The organism is Pusillimonas sp. ANT_WB101, from assembly GCF_008369125.1.
Lineage (GTDB): Bacteria > Pseudomonadota > Gammaproteobacteria > Burkholderiales > Burkholderiaceae_B > Allopusillimonas.
Genome location: NZ_VOAY01000001.1, coordinates 162,545 through 182,440, shown reverse-complemented (window position 1 = coordinate 182,440; position 19,896 = coordinate 162,545). Strand labels below are relative to the sequence as shown.

General features: G+C 52.5%; 16 protein-coding genes, 1 tRNA gene and 2 pseudogenes. 4 read left to right on the top strand and 15 right to left on the bottom strand.

Going from position 1 to position 19,896, the window contains the following annotated elements:
• Positions 1-5: 5 nt before the first annotated feature.
• Positions 6-383, bottom strand: a complete 378-nt coding sequence (locus FQ179_RS00865) for a hypothetical protein (protein ID WP_149395393.1) — start codon at positions 381-383, stop codon at positions 6-8.
• 391 nt (positions 384-774) lie between these two features.
• Here FQ179_RS00865 and FQ179_RS00860 point away from each other — a divergent pair.
• A tRNA-His gene (locus FQ179_RS00860) sits at positions 775-850 on the top strand.
• Between the two features lie 284 nt (positions 851-1,134).
• On the opposite strand, the pseudogene FQ179_RS00855 reads toward FQ179_RS00860, so the two are convergent.
• Positions 1,135-1,893, bottom strand: a pseudogene (locus FQ179_RS00855) (RNA-guided endonuclease InsQ/TnpB family protein); the annotation flags it as partial.
• A gap of 13 nt (positions 1,894-1,906) precedes the next feature.
• Here FQ179_RS00855 and tnpA point away from each other — a divergent pair.
• Positions 1,907-2,263: an IS200/IS605 family transposase gene (gene tnpA / locus FQ179_RS22540; protein ID WP_370459824.1), complete on the top strand. Its 357-nt coding sequence runs from the start codon at positions 1,907-1,909 to the stop codon at positions 2,261-2,263.
• Positions 2,264-2,795: 532 nt separating this feature from the next.
• Positions 2,796-4,253 (top strand): phospholipase D-like domain-containing protein, encoded by a 1,458-nt coding sequence (locus FQ179_RS00840; RefSeq protein WP_149395391.1) that lies wholly within the window; start codon positions 2,796-2,798, stop codon positions 4,251-4,253.
• Between the two features lie 196 nt (positions 4,254-4,449).
• Here the strand turns inward: FQ179_RS00840 and FQ179_RS00835 are convergent, their stop codons facing one another.
• From FQ179_RS00835 to FQ179_RS00790, 10 genes and pseudogenes are all read right to left on the bottom strand, one after another.
• Positions 4,450-5,766: a TRAP transporter large permease gene (locus tag FQ179_RS00835; protein WP_149395390.1), complete on the bottom strand. Its 1,317-nt coding sequence runs from the start codon at positions 5,764-5,766 to the stop codon at positions 4,450-4,452.
• Positions 5,763-6,251, bottom strand: a complete 489-nt coding sequence (locus FQ179_RS00830; RefSeq protein ID WP_149395389.1) for a TRAP transporter small permease subunit — start codon at positions 6,249-6,251, stop codon at positions 5,763-5,765. Before FQ179_RS00830 ends, FQ179_RS00835 begins: the two co-directional genes overlap by 4 nt.
• Before the next feature lie 86 nt (positions 6,252-6,337).
• A complete protein-coding gene (gene dctP, locus FQ179_RS00825) occupies positions 6,338-7,342 on the bottom strand; it encodes a TRAP transporter substrate-binding protein DctP (protein ID WP_149395388.1) in 1,005 nt (334 codons plus the stop codon).
• 137 nt (positions 7,343-7,479) lie between these two features.
• The gene (locus FQ179_RS00820; protein WP_255474778.1) at positions 7,480-9,012 is read right to left on the bottom strand and encodes a malonyl-CoA synthase; all 1,533 of its coding nucleotides are present in this window, start codon (positions 9,010-9,012) and stop codon (positions 7,480-7,482) included.
• Position 9,013: 1 nt separating this feature from the next.
• Positions 9,014-9,823: an enoyl-CoA hydratase/isomerase family protein gene (locus tag FQ179_RS00815; protein WP_370459823.1), complete on the bottom strand. Its 810-nt coding sequence runs from the start codon at positions 9,821-9,823 to the stop codon at positions 9,014-9,016.
• Positions 9,814-11,136, bottom strand: coding sequence for a malonyl-CoA decarboxylase domain-containing protein (locus FQ179_RS00810; RefSeq protein ID WP_255474777.1), 1,323 nt, complete (start codon positions 11,134-11,136; stop codon positions 9,814-9,816). The genes FQ179_RS00815 and FQ179_RS00810 overlap by 10 nt, the downstream gene beginning before the upstream one ends.
• Before the next feature lie 2 nt (positions 11,137-11,138).
• On the bottom strand, positions 11,139-11,876 hold the full coding sequence (locus FQ179_RS00805; protein WP_149395385.1) for a GntR family transcriptional regulator: 738 nt from the start codon (positions 11,874-11,876) through the stop codon (positions 11,139-11,141).
• Between the two features lie 644 nt (positions 11,877-12,520).
• Positions 12,521-13,966: an IS1182 family transposase gene (locus tag FQ179_RS00800; protein WP_149395384.1), complete on the bottom strand. Its 1,446-nt coding sequence runs from the start codon at positions 13,964-13,966 to the stop codon at positions 12,521-12,523.
• Positions 13,967-14,144: 178 nt separating this feature from the next.
• Complete coding sequence (locus FQ179_RS00795) at positions 14,145-14,945, bottom strand: hypothetical protein (protein WP_149395383.1); 801 nt, start codon at positions 14,943-14,945, stop codon at positions 14,145-14,147.
• 120 nt (positions 14,946-15,065) lie between these two features.
• Positions 15,066-16,177: pseudogene (locus FQ179_RS00790) on the bottom strand (IS3 family transposase).
• Positions 16,178-16,420: 243 nt separating this feature from the next.
• Here FQ179_RS00790 and FQ179_RS00785 point away from each other — a divergent pair.
• On the top strand, positions 16,421-17,101 hold the full coding sequence (locus tag FQ179_RS00785; RefSeq protein ID WP_149395382.1) for a GntR family transcriptional regulator: 681 nt from the start codon (positions 16,421-16,423) through the stop codon (positions 17,099-17,101).
• Positions 17,102-17,116: 15 nt separating this feature from the next.
• Here the strand turns inward: FQ179_RS00785 and FQ179_RS00780 are convergent, their stop codons facing one another.
• From FQ179_RS00780 to FQ179_RS00770, 3 genes are read right to left on the bottom strand one after another with little or no spacing between them, the layout of a single operon-like run.
• Positions 17,117-17,899, bottom strand: a complete 783-nt coding sequence (locus FQ179_RS00780) for an enoyl-CoA hydratase-related protein (RefSeq protein WP_149395381.1) — start codon at positions 17,897-17,899, stop codon at positions 17,117-17,119.
• Positions 17,889-19,088, bottom strand: a complete 1,200-nt coding sequence (locus FQ179_RS00775; protein WP_149395380.1) for a CaiB/BaiF CoA-transferase family protein — start codon at positions 19,086-19,088, stop codon at positions 17,889-17,891. The genes FQ179_RS00780 and FQ179_RS00775 overlap by 11 nt, the downstream gene beginning before the upstream one ends.
• Positions 19,075-19,893: an alpha/beta fold hydrolase gene (locus FQ179_RS00770; RefSeq protein ID WP_149395379.1), complete on the bottom strand. Its 819-nt coding sequence runs from the start codon at positions 19,891-19,893 to the stop codon at positions 19,075-19,077. Before FQ179_RS00770 ends, FQ179_RS00775 begins: the two co-directional genes overlap by 14 nt.
• Positions 19,894-19,896 lie beyond the last annotated feature (3 nt).

The window sequence follows — 19,896 nt, the reverse complement described above, 5'->3', positions numbered from 1 at the left end:
AACCGCTATTGCGTCCTCATGCCACCCTGGTTTTGCATACCACCCTGGTTTTGCATACCACCTTGGTTTTGCATACCACCTTGGTTTTGCATGCCAGAGTGATTCTCAATGGGCGCACTGCCGGGCATAGACTGATGGTTGCCCATGCCCGGCACGGTATAACCCGATTGCCCTCCCGAGGGCTGCGCGCCCGGCTGGCTATATGAGCCTGGTGCTGAGCTCGCGGGTATCTGGGTTTCCGTAATGGTGAGCGTCGGCTGAATATCAATTTTCTGCGCCCTGATCCATGCTTCATGCTGCGATTCAGTTTCTCGTGCTTGCACGGCCACTATGGGGGTGATGATCAGCACTGAACACAGTAAAGTTTTAGTAAGAATTTTCACGGTAACAGCTCCTTGGTTATTAAGATCGCTGAATAATCATCGTAGATGAAACAAAACAGGCTGTAAGCCGGCAAACGTATCCGTTCGTGACAGGCATACTCCAAGCCAACCAAAATATCCGGGTTATCCCTACGATGAACGATTTCGTCTAAAAACGCCTGTCACAGCTCGTTGCAGTTTTCACGGGCCATCAGCCAATAACAAGCGCGGTTAGCGTTGGAAAAGCCGTGTAACCCGCTTCTTCATGGCTGGCCTACACCCCCGAAAACTCAACAAAACCTGCTCACCAAAGACGGTCAGCAATTTTCGTGCTAGAATTCTGCTCTCAGTTGTTAGCTTAGTGTTCTCCAGAAAAAATGATATACTTTCTGGTTAAAGCTTAACTTCAGTGGTGGCCGTAGCTCAGTTGGTAGAGTCCCGGATTGTGATTCCGGTTGTCGTGGGTTCGAGCCCCATCGGTCACCCCACCAAACACTTAAGTTTTGAGTCTTACTCAAAACCCAAAAATGGTGACATGTCCACATAATGGTGACACGCTCCGCAAACCAGCCCGCCTCGTGCGGGCTTTTTTGTGTCTGCAATATGGTAGCCGAAGCACCGGGCAAATTCAGCGTCCAACTGAGTGCCAGCCACTCAGAAACACATGCAATAGATACATAATGGAAACCCATTTCAACAGTCCCGCCTTGGGACTAAAATCAATCTATGCGTGTGATAGCGATCAGCACTTTACTTGACATCCCCCCCTCCCTTAAGTGAGGGGGTTCCTACCGTGTTCAGTCCGCAAGGACTGACTCACCTCGGCGGGTTCCTGCTGCTGGCGACCTTACTGCATCGCTCACTTCGCAGGCGAACCGGGCGTGTCCCGCCCTTAGAATATTGATCGCGCCGACCAGATCAGCATTTTCCTCGAAACCGCATTCCCCACACGCAAACTGCGCTTGTGTTTGCCGGTTATCCTTGGACACATGCCCACAAGCCGGACAGGTGCGGCTGGTGCTCTGTGGCGGTACGGTAATGAGATAACCGCCGTTCCATGCCAGCTTGTAGTCCAGTTGGCGGCGAAACTCAAACCAGCCCTGATCCAGAATGGCCTTGTTCAGGCCCGATTTGGCCCGGACGTTTGTTCCCGGTTTTTCGGTACTGCCTGCCGCCGACTTGGACATGTTCCGTACCTGCAAGTCCTCGATACACACCATCGCGTGGTTTTGGCTGATCGTGCTCGTGGCTTTATGCAGGTAGTCGCGGCGGGTGTGGCCGATGCGGGAATGGATGCGCTGGACGCGGGCTTGATCTGCCTGGGGTCGGGGTAGCGCAAGCTGTCGGACTGGCCTTTCTTTTTGAAGCGCGGGAAGTCTGCTCGCTTGGCGAAGAAGTTGGCATAGGCGCGCTCAAGGTCTTTGAGCGTCTGCTGTAGCGGATGCACTGGCGCATCCTTGAGCCACGGCGTTTCAGACCCATTGCGCCACGCAGTGAGTTCCTTGCACAACCGGGCATAGCCCAACTTCTTCTCGCGGCGAGAGGTGTTCACAAAGGAAATACTCGACGATCTGCGTGACCTATTTTCCAGCGTCTGCGCCGACTTCGAGGCCGAACTGGTGGAGTTCGACGGCGAGGACGACCACGTTCACCTGTTGGTGAACTACCCACCCAAAGTGGCCGTCTCCAATCTCGTGAACAGCCTCAAGGGTGTGTCCAGCCGGATGATTCGTAAGAAGAGCTACCCGAGCATCCGCAAGAAACTGTGGGGTGGTGCCCTGTGGTCACCGTCCTACTTTACGGGTAGCTGTGGGGCCCTGACCCCACCTATGATTTGGAAATTGCATCAAGAGCTTGGCATCCCGGCCGAAAGCCTGATACGTCCATATACCCTTGCTTAAGCAAAGCATACGTTGGCGCCAACGCGTAGCTGAATCAGCCCAAATTAAATTGCAGCCCTGCAAAGCCAAATATTCTCGTTTAACGTCATGTTCAATAGTTAACACCCCGTCCATCCTCAACGGCGAAACGACTGCTCACCCTTAGCTGTAGCTCCTCGTGGGGGCTTTGTGTATTTACACCACCCTAACCCATATCATTACGGGCATGACAACTAATCAAACTTGCCCATCCTGGTCTGACGCACCACCCGGGTGGAACTGGGTCGCCCAGGATGAAGACGGGCGCTGGTTCTGGTACCGGGTTCAACCCATACTGGGGGCCGGAGGCGGCATATGGCGGTCGCCATCAAGAGCGCAGCAATTCGCCTGCCAAGGCCAGCCCAACAGCCGTTGGTTTGATACATTAAGCGAACGCCCAACTCAGGCATCCTGACGCGTCGTCATCTAACCGATATACTTAGCGCTAACCATCCATCTGACGGGCCTCATAGGCCCGCCCACCCCCCTACTTAAAAATACAAATATGCTCGACATGGGTTCGCTAAAATCGCTGGCTGAAGCGTATTGGCCACACCTGGCCTTTATATTGGGCCTGGCTGCTGGCGGAACCGCCGCCGTGCATGCGGCAATGACTAAACACGATGTACGAGCAGCAATCGGTTGGGTAGGTATTTGCCTGATGTCACCGCTGGTTGGGCCATTTTTTTACCTTATCGCGGGCATTAATCGGGTACGCCAGGAGCACATTTCAGAAGAACGCAACCGCAGCCTGCAAGATTACTTCGCTAACCCTGATCTGCCCGAAGCAGATATCGGCGATTTAGGTGCGCCGCAGTTTACATCCTTGCGGGTATTGGGCGACCGGGTCAGCCGCTTCCCGCTGCGCGACGATAACCGTATACAAATTTTGCGTGGTGGCGACGAGGCCTACCCTGCAATGATCGAAGCCATCGAACAAGCCCAGAAATCGGTCGCGCTGCAAAGTTATATCTTTGACAACGACAGGGCCGGAAGAGCTTTTGTTGACGCGCTAAGCCGCGCCCACGAGCGCGGCGTCGAAATACGTGTACTTATCGACGCTGTCGGCTCAAAGTACTCGCACCCGCCCATTATTCGACTGTTGCGCAAACAAGGCATCCCTTGCGCCCTGTTTATGACCAACCCGCTGGGCTTTATGCGCATGCCGTACGCAAACCTGCGCAGCCACCGAAAAATACTGGTTATTGATGGCTGCACCGCGTTTACGGGCGGGATGAACATTCGCGAAGGCTTTGTCACCGACTACGCCGGCGAAGACACAGCCATTGATACGCATTTTCGGGTTGATGGACCAGTGGTGCTGCAATTGGTGGCTGTTTTTGCACACGACTGGGCCTACACCACCAAAGAAATACTTCCGTACCAAACCTGGTCGTGCGACGCCTGGCGTGTACCAGGCCCCTGCGCACCTGCACGCTGCATACGCTCAGGCCCAGACCGATACCTTGTCGGCACGCACAACATGCTGCTGGGTGCCCTTGCTGTGGCGCAAAAACATATACGTATTCAGTCGCCCTATTTTTTGCCTGATCAAGTGCTAATGGGCGCCATCAATACGGCGGCAAGGCGCGGCATTATCGTTGACATCGTCATACCCGGGCGCAACAACCTGCGTCTTATCAATTACGCCATGACGGCGCAATTAGACCAAATCATACGCACAGGCTGCAGGGTGTGGCGCTCGCGTGGAAACTTCAACCATTCCAAACTCATCACCATCGACGGCGCATGGTCTTACGTAGGCTCTTCAAACCTTGACCCTCGCAGCCTGCGGCTAAACTTTGAGCTTGATATGGAAATCTACAGCCGCGAAACCGCCGGCGAAATCGAGAGGCTGATCGAACACGAAATTGAAAACGCCACACTGGTCTCGCTTGAAAGCCTCGCCGCTACGCCGTTTCGAAAACGTCTGCGCAACCGCATTATCTGGCTGGCCAGCCCCTATCTGTAAAACGGGCTGGCCTCGCCACCTGCTAGCTACTACCTGCTAGCTACTACCTGCTAGCTACTACTTGCTAGCTGGTACTTACTAGCTACTACTTACCAGCTGCTACTGGCTAGTTGCTACCTGCCCTCTGACTTCTGCCTTCTGCCTTCTGGCCTCTGGCCTCTGGCATCCAGCATCCGGCATCCGGCATCTGCAACGATTAAATCGCCGGCCCCATTACCAGCTCGGGCAATCCCGTCACAATCTCGGGAAAGATGCAGAGCAATACAATAGCCAGCATCATTACCAGCACATAGGGCAATGCGCCCAGCAGTATGTCTCGGGTAGGTATGTCGGGCGCTATCGAGTTGATCACAAAAAGGTTGAGCCCCACAGGTGGGGTAATTAGACCGATTTCCATGTTTATGGTTAATACAACAGCAAACCAGTATGGGTCAAAACCTGCCTGCGTAATGATCGGAAACAGCAGAGGTGCGGCCATGACGATGATTGCTACCGGCGGCAAAAACATGCCTGCCACCAGCAAAAACGCGTTTATAACCAGCATGAGCATCCAGGGGTTGATGTCCAGCGCCCCGATCGTCGCCGCCAGGCTTTGCGTGATGTAAAGCGATGACAAGGCAAAGGCGAACAGTTCTGCCGATGCCATAATCATCATGATCATGACGCTCTCGCGCATGGCAGAGCCAAATATGCCGGTAAAGTCGCGGATACGCACAAGACGATAGACCACCACCACAACCAGCAGCGTCAGCATCGCGCCAGCACCTGCCGCCTCAGACGGTGTTGCAACCCCCCCGTACAACACAAACAGCATGCCCATAATAATAAGCAGCAGCGGCAGTACCCGCGGGAGCGTGGCCAGCTTGTCTTTCAGGGTGTAATGCAGCGAATCAACCCTGAAATGAAACCCCTTGCGTTTGGCGTCAAACAGCGACCAAGCCATAAACATTACGACCAGCATAATGCCCGGCACCACACCCGCCAGAAACAATCGGCCTATCGATGTCTGGGTGGCTATGCCATACACAATCATAGTGACAGAAGGAGGAATCAAAATACCCAGCGTACCGCCTGCCGCAATCGAGCCCGTGGCGACAGAGTTCGGATAGCCTCGCTTGACCATCTCGGGGATGCCCATTTTGCCGATGGCTGCGCAGGTAGCAGGACTGGACCCTGTCATGCCTGAAAATATGGCACAGGCGCCAATATTGGACAGCACCAGGCCACCGGGCACCTTGTAAAGCCATCGATCCAGGGCCTTGTACAAATCGCCACCCGCCGGCGTTCCGGCAACTATGGCACCCATCAACACAAACATGGGTATGGCCACATAAGCCAGGTTGGCAATGCCGGCAAACATGGTTTCCGTAAGCACGTAGATCACGTCAAACCCCATGTCAAAAAACAGACCGGTCACGGCCGCCAACCCGAGTGCAAACGCGATGGGCATGCCCGTGCCCAGCAATAGGCACAGACCCACAATCATTGAAATACCCGCAAGAGTTGGGCTCATGTTTGATCTCCAGCCAACTTGGCAAATTCAGCCGTGTATTGCAGGCACAGCAACAGCAGCCCCACAAACATAGGGGAAAGCGGCATCCATAGCGGCACGGCCGCCACACTCGGCGTGGTCCAGCCGCCTTCGATGGCCTCGAGCAGATGAATGGCGGTTGCGACCGACATAATGGCGCAAAATACAAAACCGAATACTGCGCCAATCCATTCCAATTTTCGTCGGATCTTGGGCGTAACCAGCAACTGGATGACGTCAACGCCCACATGGCCTTTTTTCAGCAAGACATACGGCGCACCCAGAAAAATGGCTGCTGTCGCGCTGAACACCACAGCTTCCGTCTGCCATATCGTGGCAGCGCGAAGCACATAGCGCATGACGATCATTTCGCACACAACAACCATGGCAGCAATCAGCAGCAGTGCTGATAACACGCCGCAGGCGCGTGACAACATCTCGACCAACGCGATATATCGTCGAGTCATGAAACATCCTTGTCAGAAAGTGACGGCAAGGCCGGCCGTCCATCATGCAAAACTTCTTGCTGGACGGCCGGGTTTACGGAACCGCGTTATTGAACGGCCAATGCTTTTTTCAGCAGCTCGTCGCCGCCCTTCACCTTCTCGGCAAAGTTCTTGTAAGAAGAAGCCTTGGCGACTTCCATCCATGCATCAAAATCGTCTTTGCTCATGGAAACGACCTCAACGTTCGCCTTCTTGAACGTATCGATCATTTTCTGCTCACCTTTGCGCGACTCACCGACGAAATACGCTTCGGCTTTGCTACCAGCGGCCATAATGGCATCACGCTGTTCGGGGGTGAGCTTGTCAAACACCTTCTTCGACATAATCACGGGTTCGTACATAAACCACAGCGCATTGTCGCCAGGCGCCGTCAGGCACTTCACCTGTTCGTACAGCCGATAAGAAACAAAGCTGTCATTTGAGGTGTTGGTGGCATCAAGTACGCCCGTCTGCATGGCCGTATAGATTTCAGACGAGGGCATGGATGAAATCGACGCGCCAGCTGCCGACAGCATCTGCTCAAAAGCGGGGCCTGCAGCACGGATCACCTGGCCCTTGATGGTGTCAGGGCTGGTAATGCAATGCTCCTTCGATGCAAAGCCACCTGCCAGCCAGGCATCAGCGATCACGACCGCACCTTTGTCCTCAATAATCTGCTTTATCTCCTTCATAAAGTCAGACTTGTTCAGACGTTGGGCATGGTCATAATTTCGTACCAGCCCGGGCATTAGTGTTGCCGAAAACTGAGGCACGCGCCCGGAAGCGTAATCAAGCGGGAACGCTGACATGTCCAATTGGCCACGCGTAATAGCCCCCCATTGCTCGTTCGCCTTGTACAACGAAGAAGAAGGGAACACTTGTATCTTCAGACCGACGTTGGCGGCCCCCACATCGCGCGCGATCATCTGCACCATTTCGTCGCGCGGATCACCCTGCCCGCCCGGAAACTGATGTGAAGCGCGCAGGGTTGTCTCCGCGCTCGCTACTCCTGATGCCGCTCCCACGGCGATCAACATTGCAGCCGCAACTGCATTACGTAAAAGACTCTGCATGGTTGTCTCCTTGATTTATAAGAATAATGACTGTCTTTACTACTGGTTTAATGCTTTGTCGTTTTTGTTGTACTGAGTTGATTCCTTCCTAGAGTATTAATGGTAAGCGCCTCCGTTAAGGTGTTTAGATGCATGCTTCAGACATTTTTGTAGTGATCACGCAGCACATTCTTCTGAACCTTACCCATGGTGTTGCGCACCAACTGATCAACAAAGTAAATGTGTTTGGGCACCTTAAAATTAGCCAGACTGGCTTTCAAGCTAAGCAACATCGCGTCGGCATCCAGCGTCTGGCCTTCACGCGGCACCACGACCGCCACAACGGCCTCACCAAAATCGGGGTGTGGCACGCCAATAACCGCTGACTCATTAACACCGGGCAACGCGTCAATGACCAGCTCGATTTCCTTGGGGTAAACATTAAAGCCACCCGAAATAATCAAGTCTTTGCTGCGCCCCACGATAGACACATAGTCATCAGGGATGCCGTCACCGCCAAACTTGCCCACGTCGCCAGTTTTAAACCAGCCATCTGCAGTGAACTCTTCACGCGTTTTTTCAGGCATGCGCCAGTAGCCCGAAAAAACATTGGGCCCACGCACCTGCACATTACCAATCTCGCCCACGGCAATGGCCTGCCCCTCGTCATCAACCACGCGCACCGACACACCGGGCAACGCCTTACCTACTGTGCCTCCCCGTCGCTCGCCATCTGCCGGGTGAAAGGGGTTGGACGTGAGCATAATGGTTTCGCTCATGCCATAGCGTTCAAGTATGGTGTGCCCCGTACGCTCACGAAACGCGATAAACGTTTCATCAAGCAAAGGTGCCGACCCCGAAATAAACAGGCGCATGTCTTTGCAGACCTCGCGTGTAAAACGCTGATCGGCCAGCAGACGTACGTAATAGGTAGGCACGCCCATCATCACAGTGCTTTGCGGCAAATACTTTAATGCCTGGTCAATATCAAGCCGAGGCAGCCAGATCATTTTGGCACCAGCCAGCAACGCGCCATGCGATGCGACGAACAGACCGTGCACGTGGAAAATCGGCAACATATGCAGCAGCACATCGTCGGCACGCCACCCCCAATACGTGTGAAGCACTTGCGCATTGGAAGAAAGATTTTGGTGTGTCAGCATGGCCCCCTTGCTGCGCCCTGTTGTACCAGAGGTATACAAAATGGCGGCAAGGTCATCGGGCTGATTTTGTATGGTACTGAACGCCGTACCCTGGCTGGAGGCCGCCACAGCAAGGCTGCCGCTGCCGTCAGCATCCAAGGTAAACACATGAGGGGTGTTTGTTTTGACCGCTAGCTCGCCAACCCACCCCTGGTTTTTGCTGTCACACACCACCACAGAGGGCTCGGCATCCGTCAAAAAGTATTCAACCTCACCCGCCTTATACGCGGTGTTCAGCGGAAGATAAACCAGGCCTGCCCTGATGGTGGCAAGGTACAGCATCAAGGCTTCTGGTGACTTTTCTACCTGCACCGCAACACGCGCACCCGCCGGCAAATTAAGCGCCTGCAGCAGGTTAGCAATTCGGCCGCTCATCTCATCAATGTCTGACCAGCTATATTGCCTGCCAGGCGTTTCGATAGCGACTTTGGCATTATCCTCGGGAAACCCCGTTGCCAGAATGGCGTAAAGGTTGGCATTCGTGCCCACATCAATCTCCTGTAAATACGGGGGGTCGACCAGCAAGAAAGGCTTCCACACCTTCCCGATGATCACTTGTTTCTGCATAATCAAATAATGTGTTCAGCGCAGCCTCGCTGAGCGGATCAGGTGCCGCACTCAAAAGCGCTACCGTTTTTTTGTTGATTCGGGCCGCCTGCGGCGCACCATGTTCAAGACGCCGGGCGCAACGCAATACGTCTGCCGCAACCTCGTCATCAGGCATGATGCGGGTAAGCAAGCCCTTGGCCATGGCTTCATCGGCACCAAACACACGCCCTTCCAGCAAAATTTCCAGCGTGACAGCCCGGCCCACGAGCGCGAGCAACCCGCGCATTTCATCAGGCGCCATCGGGAAACCCAGTCGGTTAATGGGCACACCAAAGCGCGCAGAGCGGCCCGCAATACGCAGATCACACTGGCTGGCCAGCTCAAGCCCGCCCCCAACGCATACCCCTTCAATCTGTGCCACCACAGGATGAGGACAGCGCGCAACGGCTGCCAGCGCTGGCGCCAGAATGCGCGTGTGGTAATTGATGACACCTGCCTTATCAGCACGCTGGTGCGGAAACTCGGAAATATCAGCACCCGCCGCAAAGTTGCCGCCATCACCACGCAAAACAACACAGCGCAAATGGTCTTGCTCTGCCAGTTGCGTAAAGACCTCACCAATTGATTGCCACATGGCCACGGTGATGGCATTGAGGCGGCCGGGGTGAGATAAGGTCACAAACGCGACCGCGCCGTCGACCTCAAGATCCACCTTACTTATGGGAGCTGTTGTAGATAAAGTCATAGCCATCGCATGTTGCGCCCTACTCGAGGTTTGCCTGCGGCAAGCTGCGCCAGGTTGTCATCAAGCTCGTCAAGCTCATAGAGATAATTGGCCATAATTCCACACGACTGAGAGACGCCTTTTAACGAGCTATCTGCCGACCAGTTAAGCCTCTCGATGCGCGCGCCATTGCCCAAGTGAAAGCGCGCAACCGGATCAAGCGGGTGCCCGTCTTTCATGGACTTTAAGTAATGAAATGCCATGCGCAGACCCGAGCGTCGCACAGCGTCAGATGCCCCGTGCCCCGCAGCTGCCTGCAAGCGCTCTACCCACTTCTTGCCAGCCTCTGCATCGTCCAGCGCCTCTTGTCTGTCGCTTTTTTCGTGCAGCAGCGGTTGCAGCGCCTTGCCGTCCTGCTTGGACAGCCACGCCACAAAACCAGGAATGGGCGAAAGCGTGGCAAACGATTTAAGCTTGGGCAGTTCACGCAGCAACTCGTCCACGACACGCTTGAGCAGAAAATTGCCAAAACTGATGCCACGCAAGCCCGGCTGAGTATTCGATATGGAATAAAAAATGGCCCAGCGCGCATTCTGCGGATCGTCGGCCGGCACCAGCGGGTCGAGCAAAACCTGCACATCACCCGCCATGTCAGCCGCAAAAGCGACCTCGACAAAAATTAGCGGCACACCCCGCATACGCGGATGAAAGAACGCATAGCAACGCCTGTCGGCGGCTACGCGGTGCTTGAGCTCTTCCCACGATCGGATCTCGTGAACCGCCTCATACTGGATGAGTTTTTCGAGCAATGAAGCGGGAGAATCCCAGTTAATAGGCTGTAGCTCAAGCATGCCCACATCAAACCAGCTGGACAACAGATTGCCCAGCTCGCTCTCAAGCGTTGTCAACCCGGCCACCTGATTTCGCCAGCGCAGCATGTCAGCCCGCACGTCGACCAACAGACGCAAGTTATCGGCCTGCGCGTAAAGCCGCCGGAACAACCGCAGCCCCTGCTCGCCCCGGGGTTCAATCTCTGCACTGGCTTGAGCCAGCCCCGCCAGCATGGTGCGCCTAAGGTCGCCCTCACCAGCCAGGTAGCGCTCACCCCATTGCTTGGCAAACCTGTTGGCCGCCACATCAGTGAGCCGGGCTGTAAACATGGGCCGAATTTCTGCAATATCGCCACTGTGGTCGCGCTCCAGCCATCGCCCTAGCCGTGCCATCAACCCTTCAGGTGCCTTCTGCTTCGCCTTAACGGCCTGCTTATCCACTTGTTTACCTGCTCGCTTTGTGGCTGCCTCTTCGGCTACCGGGCTCGATTGCGTATCAGATTCAGCCATCGTTACTCTCCTGTGTTCTGGGTTGCCGCCTCGGATACGCCGCCTTGCATCACGGTGCCTGATGGCAGAGGGTCTTGAGCGAGGGCATCGTCTTTTGCAAGCACATGCAAGGCATCGAGCTGGCGCATTAAATGCGCACGCGTGAGCGTGTCAGCGGCTTCGGGGTCACGCGCCTTGATGGCGGCAAAAATGGCCAGATGCTCGGCGCATGACTGAGCTACGCGCCCCGGCAAGGCCAGGCTTTTATGCCGCGACAGACTTAATACCTGGCGCAGACCATCGATAAGATCAGAAAGCCAGCGGTTGTCGGCCAACGCCTGAATGGCTTCGTGAATGACAGCGTTGGCGGCGTAATACTGATCGACCTGACCACCTGCCGCGAATTGGCGCAGGCGATCATGCAAAGGTTCAAGCTGCTGCAGATCAGCGTCGGTGGCCTTACGGGCCGCCTCATAGGCGCAACGGCCTTCAAGCATGGCCATAAGCGGGAAGATATCGTCAAGATCGCGCCCAGAAAGCTCGTTAACGAAACATCCTCGACGCGGCTCAAGCCTGACCAGGCCCTCTGACACCAGCACCTTCAGCGCCTCGCGCAAAGGGGTGCGTGAGATACCCATTTCTTGGGTAAGACGCACTTCGTCTATCCACTCGCCAGCCGCCAGCTCGCCCGCCTGAATCAAGGCACGCAGCCGGTTGGCGACTTCCAGGTAGAGCACTTGTTGAACAATACGTGTAGCCATAATTCATAATTATGACGATTTATGGGGTGAATACAAGCGTTCGATCTGAGGGTTATCCTGAAGATAATAAATAAAGTCTGTCGACTGGGAATAAAGTCTGTCGATTTGTAAAATACGACTTTATCGCTTATTTATTAGTCAAAAACGCTTGAAAATTCGTCAATTTCAGTTAACCGTCGAGACAGCTAAGAATTTTACGTGCTTTGCTTCTCTAAGTTTGCTACGGTCATTTCAAGAAATGCTTTTTAGGCAGACCTAATCTTTTCAGGTCAAACGCTGAGTTATCGACGGTATGTCCAACGAATTGAGTGGCTCGTTGTGGCTGAACGAAGAGCAAAAACTAGGCACGTCGCACTCCAAGTAGAGTTCGGCTCACTTTGCGCTACATCACTTCCAGTATTATCTACAGAAAACTTGGCTGAACACCGACCAGCTTGAAATTCCTGGGGATGCCTTTGGCTAGCGACTCCATTTGACCGAGGCTGTGTGAAAACGCATTTTGAGTTCCCCAGTCCGGCGGTTGGAGCAGGTTTGCGTCATGATTTTCCTGCAACCCAGCTTATATATTGTAGTGGGCTAGGTTAAGGCTTCTGATGGCTAATATAGGTGCTGCACAAAGCTCTAAAACATGTAAAAAAGGGGCCTCATGCCCCCACCAGTCGTATCGCCTTGATAGTCTCGGTAATCCCAAGAATATTTACTACCCGTCGCAGGTTATAGGCCAGCACATGCAGGCTCATTTCTGTACCCACATGGGCGAGCGACTTCATTAAGAAGTGTGTTGATCCCATCCAGAACTTCAGCGTTCTGAAGACATGCTCCACGGTACAGCGCCGTTCTTTCATCTTCCCTGGCGTGCTGTCCAAACGACTTTGCATGGCATCTAGGACGTCCTCATGCTCCCAGCGCCTGACTCGACGCTCCTTGCCCGTTGTGCATTGCATTTTCTGGGGGCACGTTTGGCAGACAGACGTCCAGTAAACATCGATCTTCATGCCTTCTTCGATTGTTGAATGCCGATAAGTGAGTCGTTGCCCAGCCGGACATTGGTACTCATTGTCTTGGGCAACGTAGGTGAAATCCAGTTTGCTGTATCGTCCCTGAGCTTTGCTGTTGGACGTCATGGGCTTGAGGACATACGTCTTGATGCCGCTCTGCTCGCAAGCCAGTATTTCTGTGCCTTTGAAGTAGCCTCGATCGGCAATCACCTCCAAGGTATTTTCCTGCATGGCCTCTCGTGCTTTAAAAGCCATATTCGAGAGCTGTGATCGGTCATGACCAACGTTAGTGACCTCATGTGCAACAATTAAGTGGTGCTCGGAATCGACTGCTGCTTGCACGTTATAACCGACCATGCCGGTACCCCCGCCGCTGGTCGCCATTGATCGCGCATCCGGGTCGGTTAGGGATAACTGTTTATCGGGTTGCTGGCTCAGGCGTTCTTCAACCGCACGCAGTTGTTGCATCTGTTGCTTAAGCTTGATTAATTTCTCTTGCAGTCGTTGTGTTGTAGCCTCGACCTCCATTGGCTGAGTTCGATCGGCGGTTTCCAATGCACCCAGATAGCGTTCGATGCTCTCATCGATTTGCTTTATTCGGTGATCAAGCTTGTGGGGGGTAAAGTTTTTATCCCGGTTATTGACGGCCTTGAACTTGCTGCCGTCAATCGCAACAATGGCTTGTGAGAATAGTTTGAGTTGGCGGCACATCACGATAAATTGCCGACACGCATTTCGAATGCCAACACCGTTATCACGACGAAAGTCGGCAATGGTCTTGAAGTCAGGGGCCAGCCGTCCAATGAGCCACATCAGTTCAATATTGCGCTGAGCCTCACGCTCCAGGCGCCGGCTGGATTGGACACGATTAAGGTATCCATAAAGATAAAGCTTAAGAAGAGCAGACGGGTGATAGGAAGGGCGACCGGTCAATGCGGGTTGCATGCCCTTAAAGCCGAGTTCGCACAGGTCCAGCTCGTCGACGAAGACCTCATTGACGCGAACCGGGTTCTCCTCAGTGACGTAATCATCCAGACGCTCTGGGAGCAAGGCGATCTGACTTCGCTCCTCGCCTTCGATAAATCGCTTCATCGGCCACCTCGCTTAAACGGGTTGGCTTATTTTAATTGGGATCAGGCGACCAGTGAAGCGTTTTCACACAGCCTCGACCCTAAGCGGAAGTTCGAATAATGTTGGACATGAGCAGAATGCAAACGCGTGCAAAGCACGATTTTGGTTTTCTGCTTGATCGAACAATCATGTTTCTTCACTACTTGAGCTGAGCAGTAATCGGTGTGAGATCCGACTCGGGGATGGATGCAAGCTTCATCAGATTGAAGATATCCACGCCAAGCCCCTGAACCGTCAAGCTTCCAGGTTTCACATCTGTGGGGCCAAACGCAACTTCTCCTCCGAAATTGATGAGTCCTCTGTAATAGAGGTCCAGACATTCATACAAAACTTGATAAAGTTCTTTCGCAAAGCCACCGCCGTGGTTACGGTAGTCGTCTGCTCGGAGGGAAAACGACTCCTTTACAGTTGCAAGCTTGAGAATGCATAGTTGGCGGTACGTAAGCTGCTCTGCGACTTTGGTGATTTGATGCGCCAGCTGAGCACTGATCTGCGAGTCAAATGCCACTGCGGCGAATAGATTGCCCATATAAGGGAGCTTCCTTTCCTCAGGTTCCCGCTGACTCTTGAGCAACACGCTCTCTGCAACTTCCTCGGCGTCAGACCGCAATGCCCCCTTCGGCTCGAAGAAATCATCATTGCGGAGCGACTCGCCTTTTTCCAAACGTTGACGAATCTCACTAGCCGCGATAGCTAGGACACCGCCAATACGCACCTGCTCTCGCGGACCGAGAAGGCGTTCGGATGCCTCTTCCCCGATATGCCTGAGCGCTGTTGCAGCGGCCGCGCCGCCGGCTCCGAGGAGCGCAGCGCCGACAGGCCCGCCAGCGAGAAAGCCGAGAGCACCACCTACAGCTCCGCCCGCAATCTCTGCACCGGTATTGATCAGGTGTCGAATACCATTATGTTTGTCTTCCGCAGAATTGGACTTTTTATTCACTCACGTACCTCTCCGACTGCCATAAATGCGAACCACAAAGGGCTACCTGCCAATGACGGCACAGGCTCGGTTCAACCTGTTCCAGCTCATTAACGCGCTGTACTGACCTGCCCCCAAGATTTAGGCACAAGTCGTTGTAGAGTTTGTAGCTAAATTGATGTGACGAGCAGCAAACTCGCACGGGGTTAAATTACTCAGAGAACTATAGGGTCGAGTTTGATTGTAATCTTGACGCCACGATTCAATCAGTACACGCGCTTCACACAAACTCGTGAACCAATTGTCGTTGAGGCATTCGTCGCGGAATTTGCCATTAAAGCTCTCGATGTAGGCATTTTGTGTAGGCTTACCAGGCTGAGTAAAGGCCAGTGTCACGCCTCGCTGCTGGGCCCACGCATCCATCGCCAAACCCGTAAATTCCGGCCCATGGTCAACACGAAGTCGACGAGGCAAGGGGCGGTGCAGGGCAATGCGATCCAGTACGCGCGCCACACGGACGCCCGATAGCGACGTATCCACTTCAATGGCGAGCGTCTCTTTGGTGTAATCGTCCACAATGTTTAAGCAACGAATACGCCGGCCATCGGCCAGACCATCGTGCACAAAGTCCATCGACCACGTATCGTTGGCCTGATCAGGTAAGGTCAGCGCAATCCGCTCCGTTGGGCCGATACGTTTCCGGCTGCGCTGGCGTACAACCAATCCTGCTTGTCGATATATTCGATAGGTACGCTTTACATTCACAGCCCAGCCCTCACGCTCAAGTAGCACGTGAATACGACGATAACCAAAGCGGCGACGCTCCTGAACCAGCGCCGTCATACGCTCGCACAGTTCGCCATTACGGTCAGCCCGCGCTTGATGGCGTAGTACCGACACCGAGATGCTCATCAGCACACAAGCGCGTCGTTCCGACAGCTGCTATGCTTGCTTTAATAGCTGCACAGCGTCACGACGAGCCTGTGGGCTTACCACTTTCGGCTAACGATATCCTTGAGCGCGGCGTTATCGAGCATGCTGTCAGCCAAAAGACGTTTCAATCGACCGTTTTCATCTTCCTGCGCCTTGAGTCGCTTAGCATCGGAGACATCCATGCCGCCAAGCTTGGCTTTCCACTTGTAAAAAGTAGAGCTGCCAAACCCATGCTTGCAGCACAGCGCATCCACAGCTAAGCCCGCTTCGGCTTCCTTGATGAAACCGATGATCTGTTCTTCAGTAAACCGTTTCGTCATGTCTGTATTCCTTCAAACGGACTTTACATGATTTTGTACCTAACTTTGGGGGCAGGTCATTCCACGCACCATACAGTAAACGTAGAATTTCATACCTTTCTAACAGTAGCGAACATCGTGGTTTGATGAAAAAATAAAATACATTACAATCAATAAAAACCATTAAAAATCGCAAAAATCACTAAAGCCACCTATGGATTTTTAGCAAAAGATCTCTTGCATAACAGACAATTCTATCCATCAATGAAAGATTCGCGCTCTACAGATGATCTGCACGCCACGCTTAGCGATATCGCCTATTCCCGAATTCGGGAGTTAATCGTAGGGAATAATTTCCCTGACAATGAGCGTCTTCTCGAAATTGATATAGCCAAGAAATTAGGAATGAGTCGCACGCCAGTAAGAGAGGCTTTACGTAGGCTAATCAGTGAAGGATTGCTTACACACGCTCCCCATCGAGGTGTAACCGTCACTAGTTATGATGACGTAGCATTATCCGAGCTTTATTTCGTGCGGGAAGAAATGGAAGCTATGAATGTTGCACAAGCCGCACGAAATGCTAGTTTGGTACAGCTTGCCCAACTCGAAGAAATTCTTAATGAAGAGCGAGAAGCATTAAGCGCACAGGACGTAGATAATGTAGTTCGCTTAAACGATGAGTTTCATGACATGATTTGTCAAGCAACCCAAAATCGTTTCTTGATCAAGTTAATGGCAGTTGTTCGAGATGCAGTTACAGTATTTAGACGCAGTACTCTCACGGACATCGAGCGAGCACGCTTAGCGCACGAAGAGCATAAAATAATTTTTGAAGCGATTAAAAATAGAGATGCCGAAGGAGCTGCGGCGGCATCTCGCAAGCACACCAAAACCAACTTTGCCGCTCGTTTAAAGCAAATGCGGGCTAAACGATCTCATTCATAGCCGCAAAACCGGACGTCAACTCGCTGTAAATTTGGGAGAACGCTTCTCCGTAAAGGCGGATCTCCCCTCAATATAGTCAGCACTGTTAAAGCAATTAGTGACGGCTTCCGCACAAAGCTCGTGATCAAATCCTAAAAGCGAAGTCGATTGGTCTATTGAAAGCTTACTAGCCAATTGACTTAACGGCGCCAAGGCAATTAAGGAAGCTATTAAATCGTTAAAAGCGTCCGGACCCACGATGTCGTTAATCAAACCCATTTGTTGTGCCTGCTTAACGTTGTAACGACCAGCAGTGAACATCATCTCCTTAGCACGAGCGGGGCCTACAAGCCACGTCAATCGTTGCAGCCAGGCTGGATGATATCCAACCCCTACCTTGGCTGCTGGTATGCAAAACAAAGCGGTCTCGTCAGCGTAGCGTAAGTCACAATGTAAGGCGATACCTACACCGCCTCCAAAACAATAGCCCTTAATATGAGCGATGGTTGGCTTTTTAATGTTGCTTAACGCGTGCACCGCAGCTTCCACAGTCCTATTGTAAACGCCTACATCCTCAACAGAGCTACGACGCTGCTGAAATTGCGAAATATCTGAACCTGACGCGAATGCTTTTTCACCATCACCTTGCAGCACGATCACTCGAATTTGAGGGTCATCAGCGAGCTCCTGTAGCTTAGATGGAATACTAGCCCACATATCAAAATTCAATGAATTATGTTTTGCGATATTGCTGATTTTCAATCGACCGATAAAACCGTCTTTATCTACAATAATTTCTGAAACAGTGTCAGATGACATGACAGTCCTTCAATGCTTGGATCTCTTCGTTTGAAAAGCCAATATTCGATAGAATTTCGTTATTATGTTGACCTGGCGATGGGGCGTAGCTCTTTACACTTGCTCGATGGAGATTGGTTCGAAAAGGTTGACCTACTATGCTGGCGCCAACTAGCTGTGGATGTTGTATTGGCCATCTAATACCCAAGTGCTGCACTTGCTCGTCAGCAAATGCTTCTGCGACATTGTTAACGGCTCCGCAAGCCAAACCGCTTTGGTTAAGCAACTCAATCCAGTGTGTGTTTGTATTCTGAGCGAATATTTCATTTAATTCTGAATTTAATGATTCTCGATTTTTCGAGCGTGCCTTATTAGTAAGATATTTTTCGTCAACTAACCATTCAGGACGGCGCAAAGTCCTACATAGGCGTTCCCACATAACCTGACCTGAGACGCAAATGTTTACTTGACCATCTTGTGTTGTAAATACGCCCGTAGGAATAATAGTTGGGTGATCGTTCCCAGCCTGCTTTGGTATCTCGCCAGCGACCAGCCAGCGCGCAGATTGAAAATCCATCACTGCCAACAGAGATTCCAACAACGATGTTTGAACCCATTGGCCCAATCCAGTATGCTCACGATCTATCAGCGCCATCATTATTCCCATTGCGCCGTATAAACCTGCAGTAGTATCGGCGATGGCGATACCTGCTCGAACTGGGCCTTGCCCTGGAATCCCGGTTACCGACATCATTCCAGTCATACCCTGAATGATTTGATCGTAGCCGGGTCGGTTAGCGTAAGGGCCATCCTGTCCAAAGCCTGATATGCTTGCGTATATCAATTTCGGATTTATAGCCCTAAGAGTTTCATAATCTATGCTCAACCTATGTTTTACGTCCGGTCTATAGTTCTCAACAATCACATCGGCAGTTTTGACCAGCCGGTACAACACCTCTTTGCCTTGAGCTGTTTTCAAATCGACAGTTAAGCTACGTTTATTTCGGTGAAGGTTCTGATAATCGGGTCCTAAGCGAACTCCACCCATTTCAGTTTCGTGGTCGGCATCGACGGGTGCCTCTATTTTGATTACATCTGCCCCCCAGTCAGCCAGTTGACGCACTGCGGTTGGGCCTGCTCGCACGCGTGTCAAATCCAGCACTACAAATGGAGACAGAGGCAAGCGTGATTGGTTACTATCTTTGGTCATATAAAAACCCCTGCAAAATACGATTAAACAAGTCAGGCTCTTCGAGATTTACGGCATGGCCTGTGTCTCCGAATAAATGCAGCTGCGCATTCTCAATGGTATGAGACAAGAATATGCTTGGTTGAATGCAAGGAAGATCCTTATCGCCACAAACAACAAGAGTGGGGAGAGTGATTCTCTTTATCTCCTCATGCATGTGCCAAAGAGAAGGACGTTTCGCTTGTATTTGCGCTAGAGAGTCGGCCGTTCCTTCTGCTGAATTAAGCAAAAATCGATCGCGAAACTCCTGCCAGCCGCGCGGATCTTTCCGCATGAAGGTTTGTCTGTAAGGGCCTGAACCATACTCGTCAACAAAACGTTGCAGCCCTTCGGATCTGATTAAGTTGGACATTGCTACATAGTCTTTCTTACGGCTCTCGTGTATAGCGAGCTCCGAGCCCGAGCCACATCCCACAATAGTTAGGCTCAGGGCTCTTTCTGGATGATCAATACCTAATTGGACCGTTGCAAAGCTGCCCATAGACAGCCCGACGATGTGGGCCTTGCTTATGTCCAAACCATCCAAAACGGTAATCGCGTCAGAAGCAGACTGTCGCTGTGAATAGCTTGACGAATCACACGGGACCGTAGATGGTGGATAACCACGTGCACTATATGTAATACACCGATTACTACGTGCGAATCGACGCATCTGGGGTTCCCAACTGGCGTAATTCCCTGCCATTTCGTGGATGAAGAGAATTGGCTCTCCCTTACCGCACTCCTCGAAATAGAAGTTCATGTCTGGGGTCTGGATATAAGGCATGGT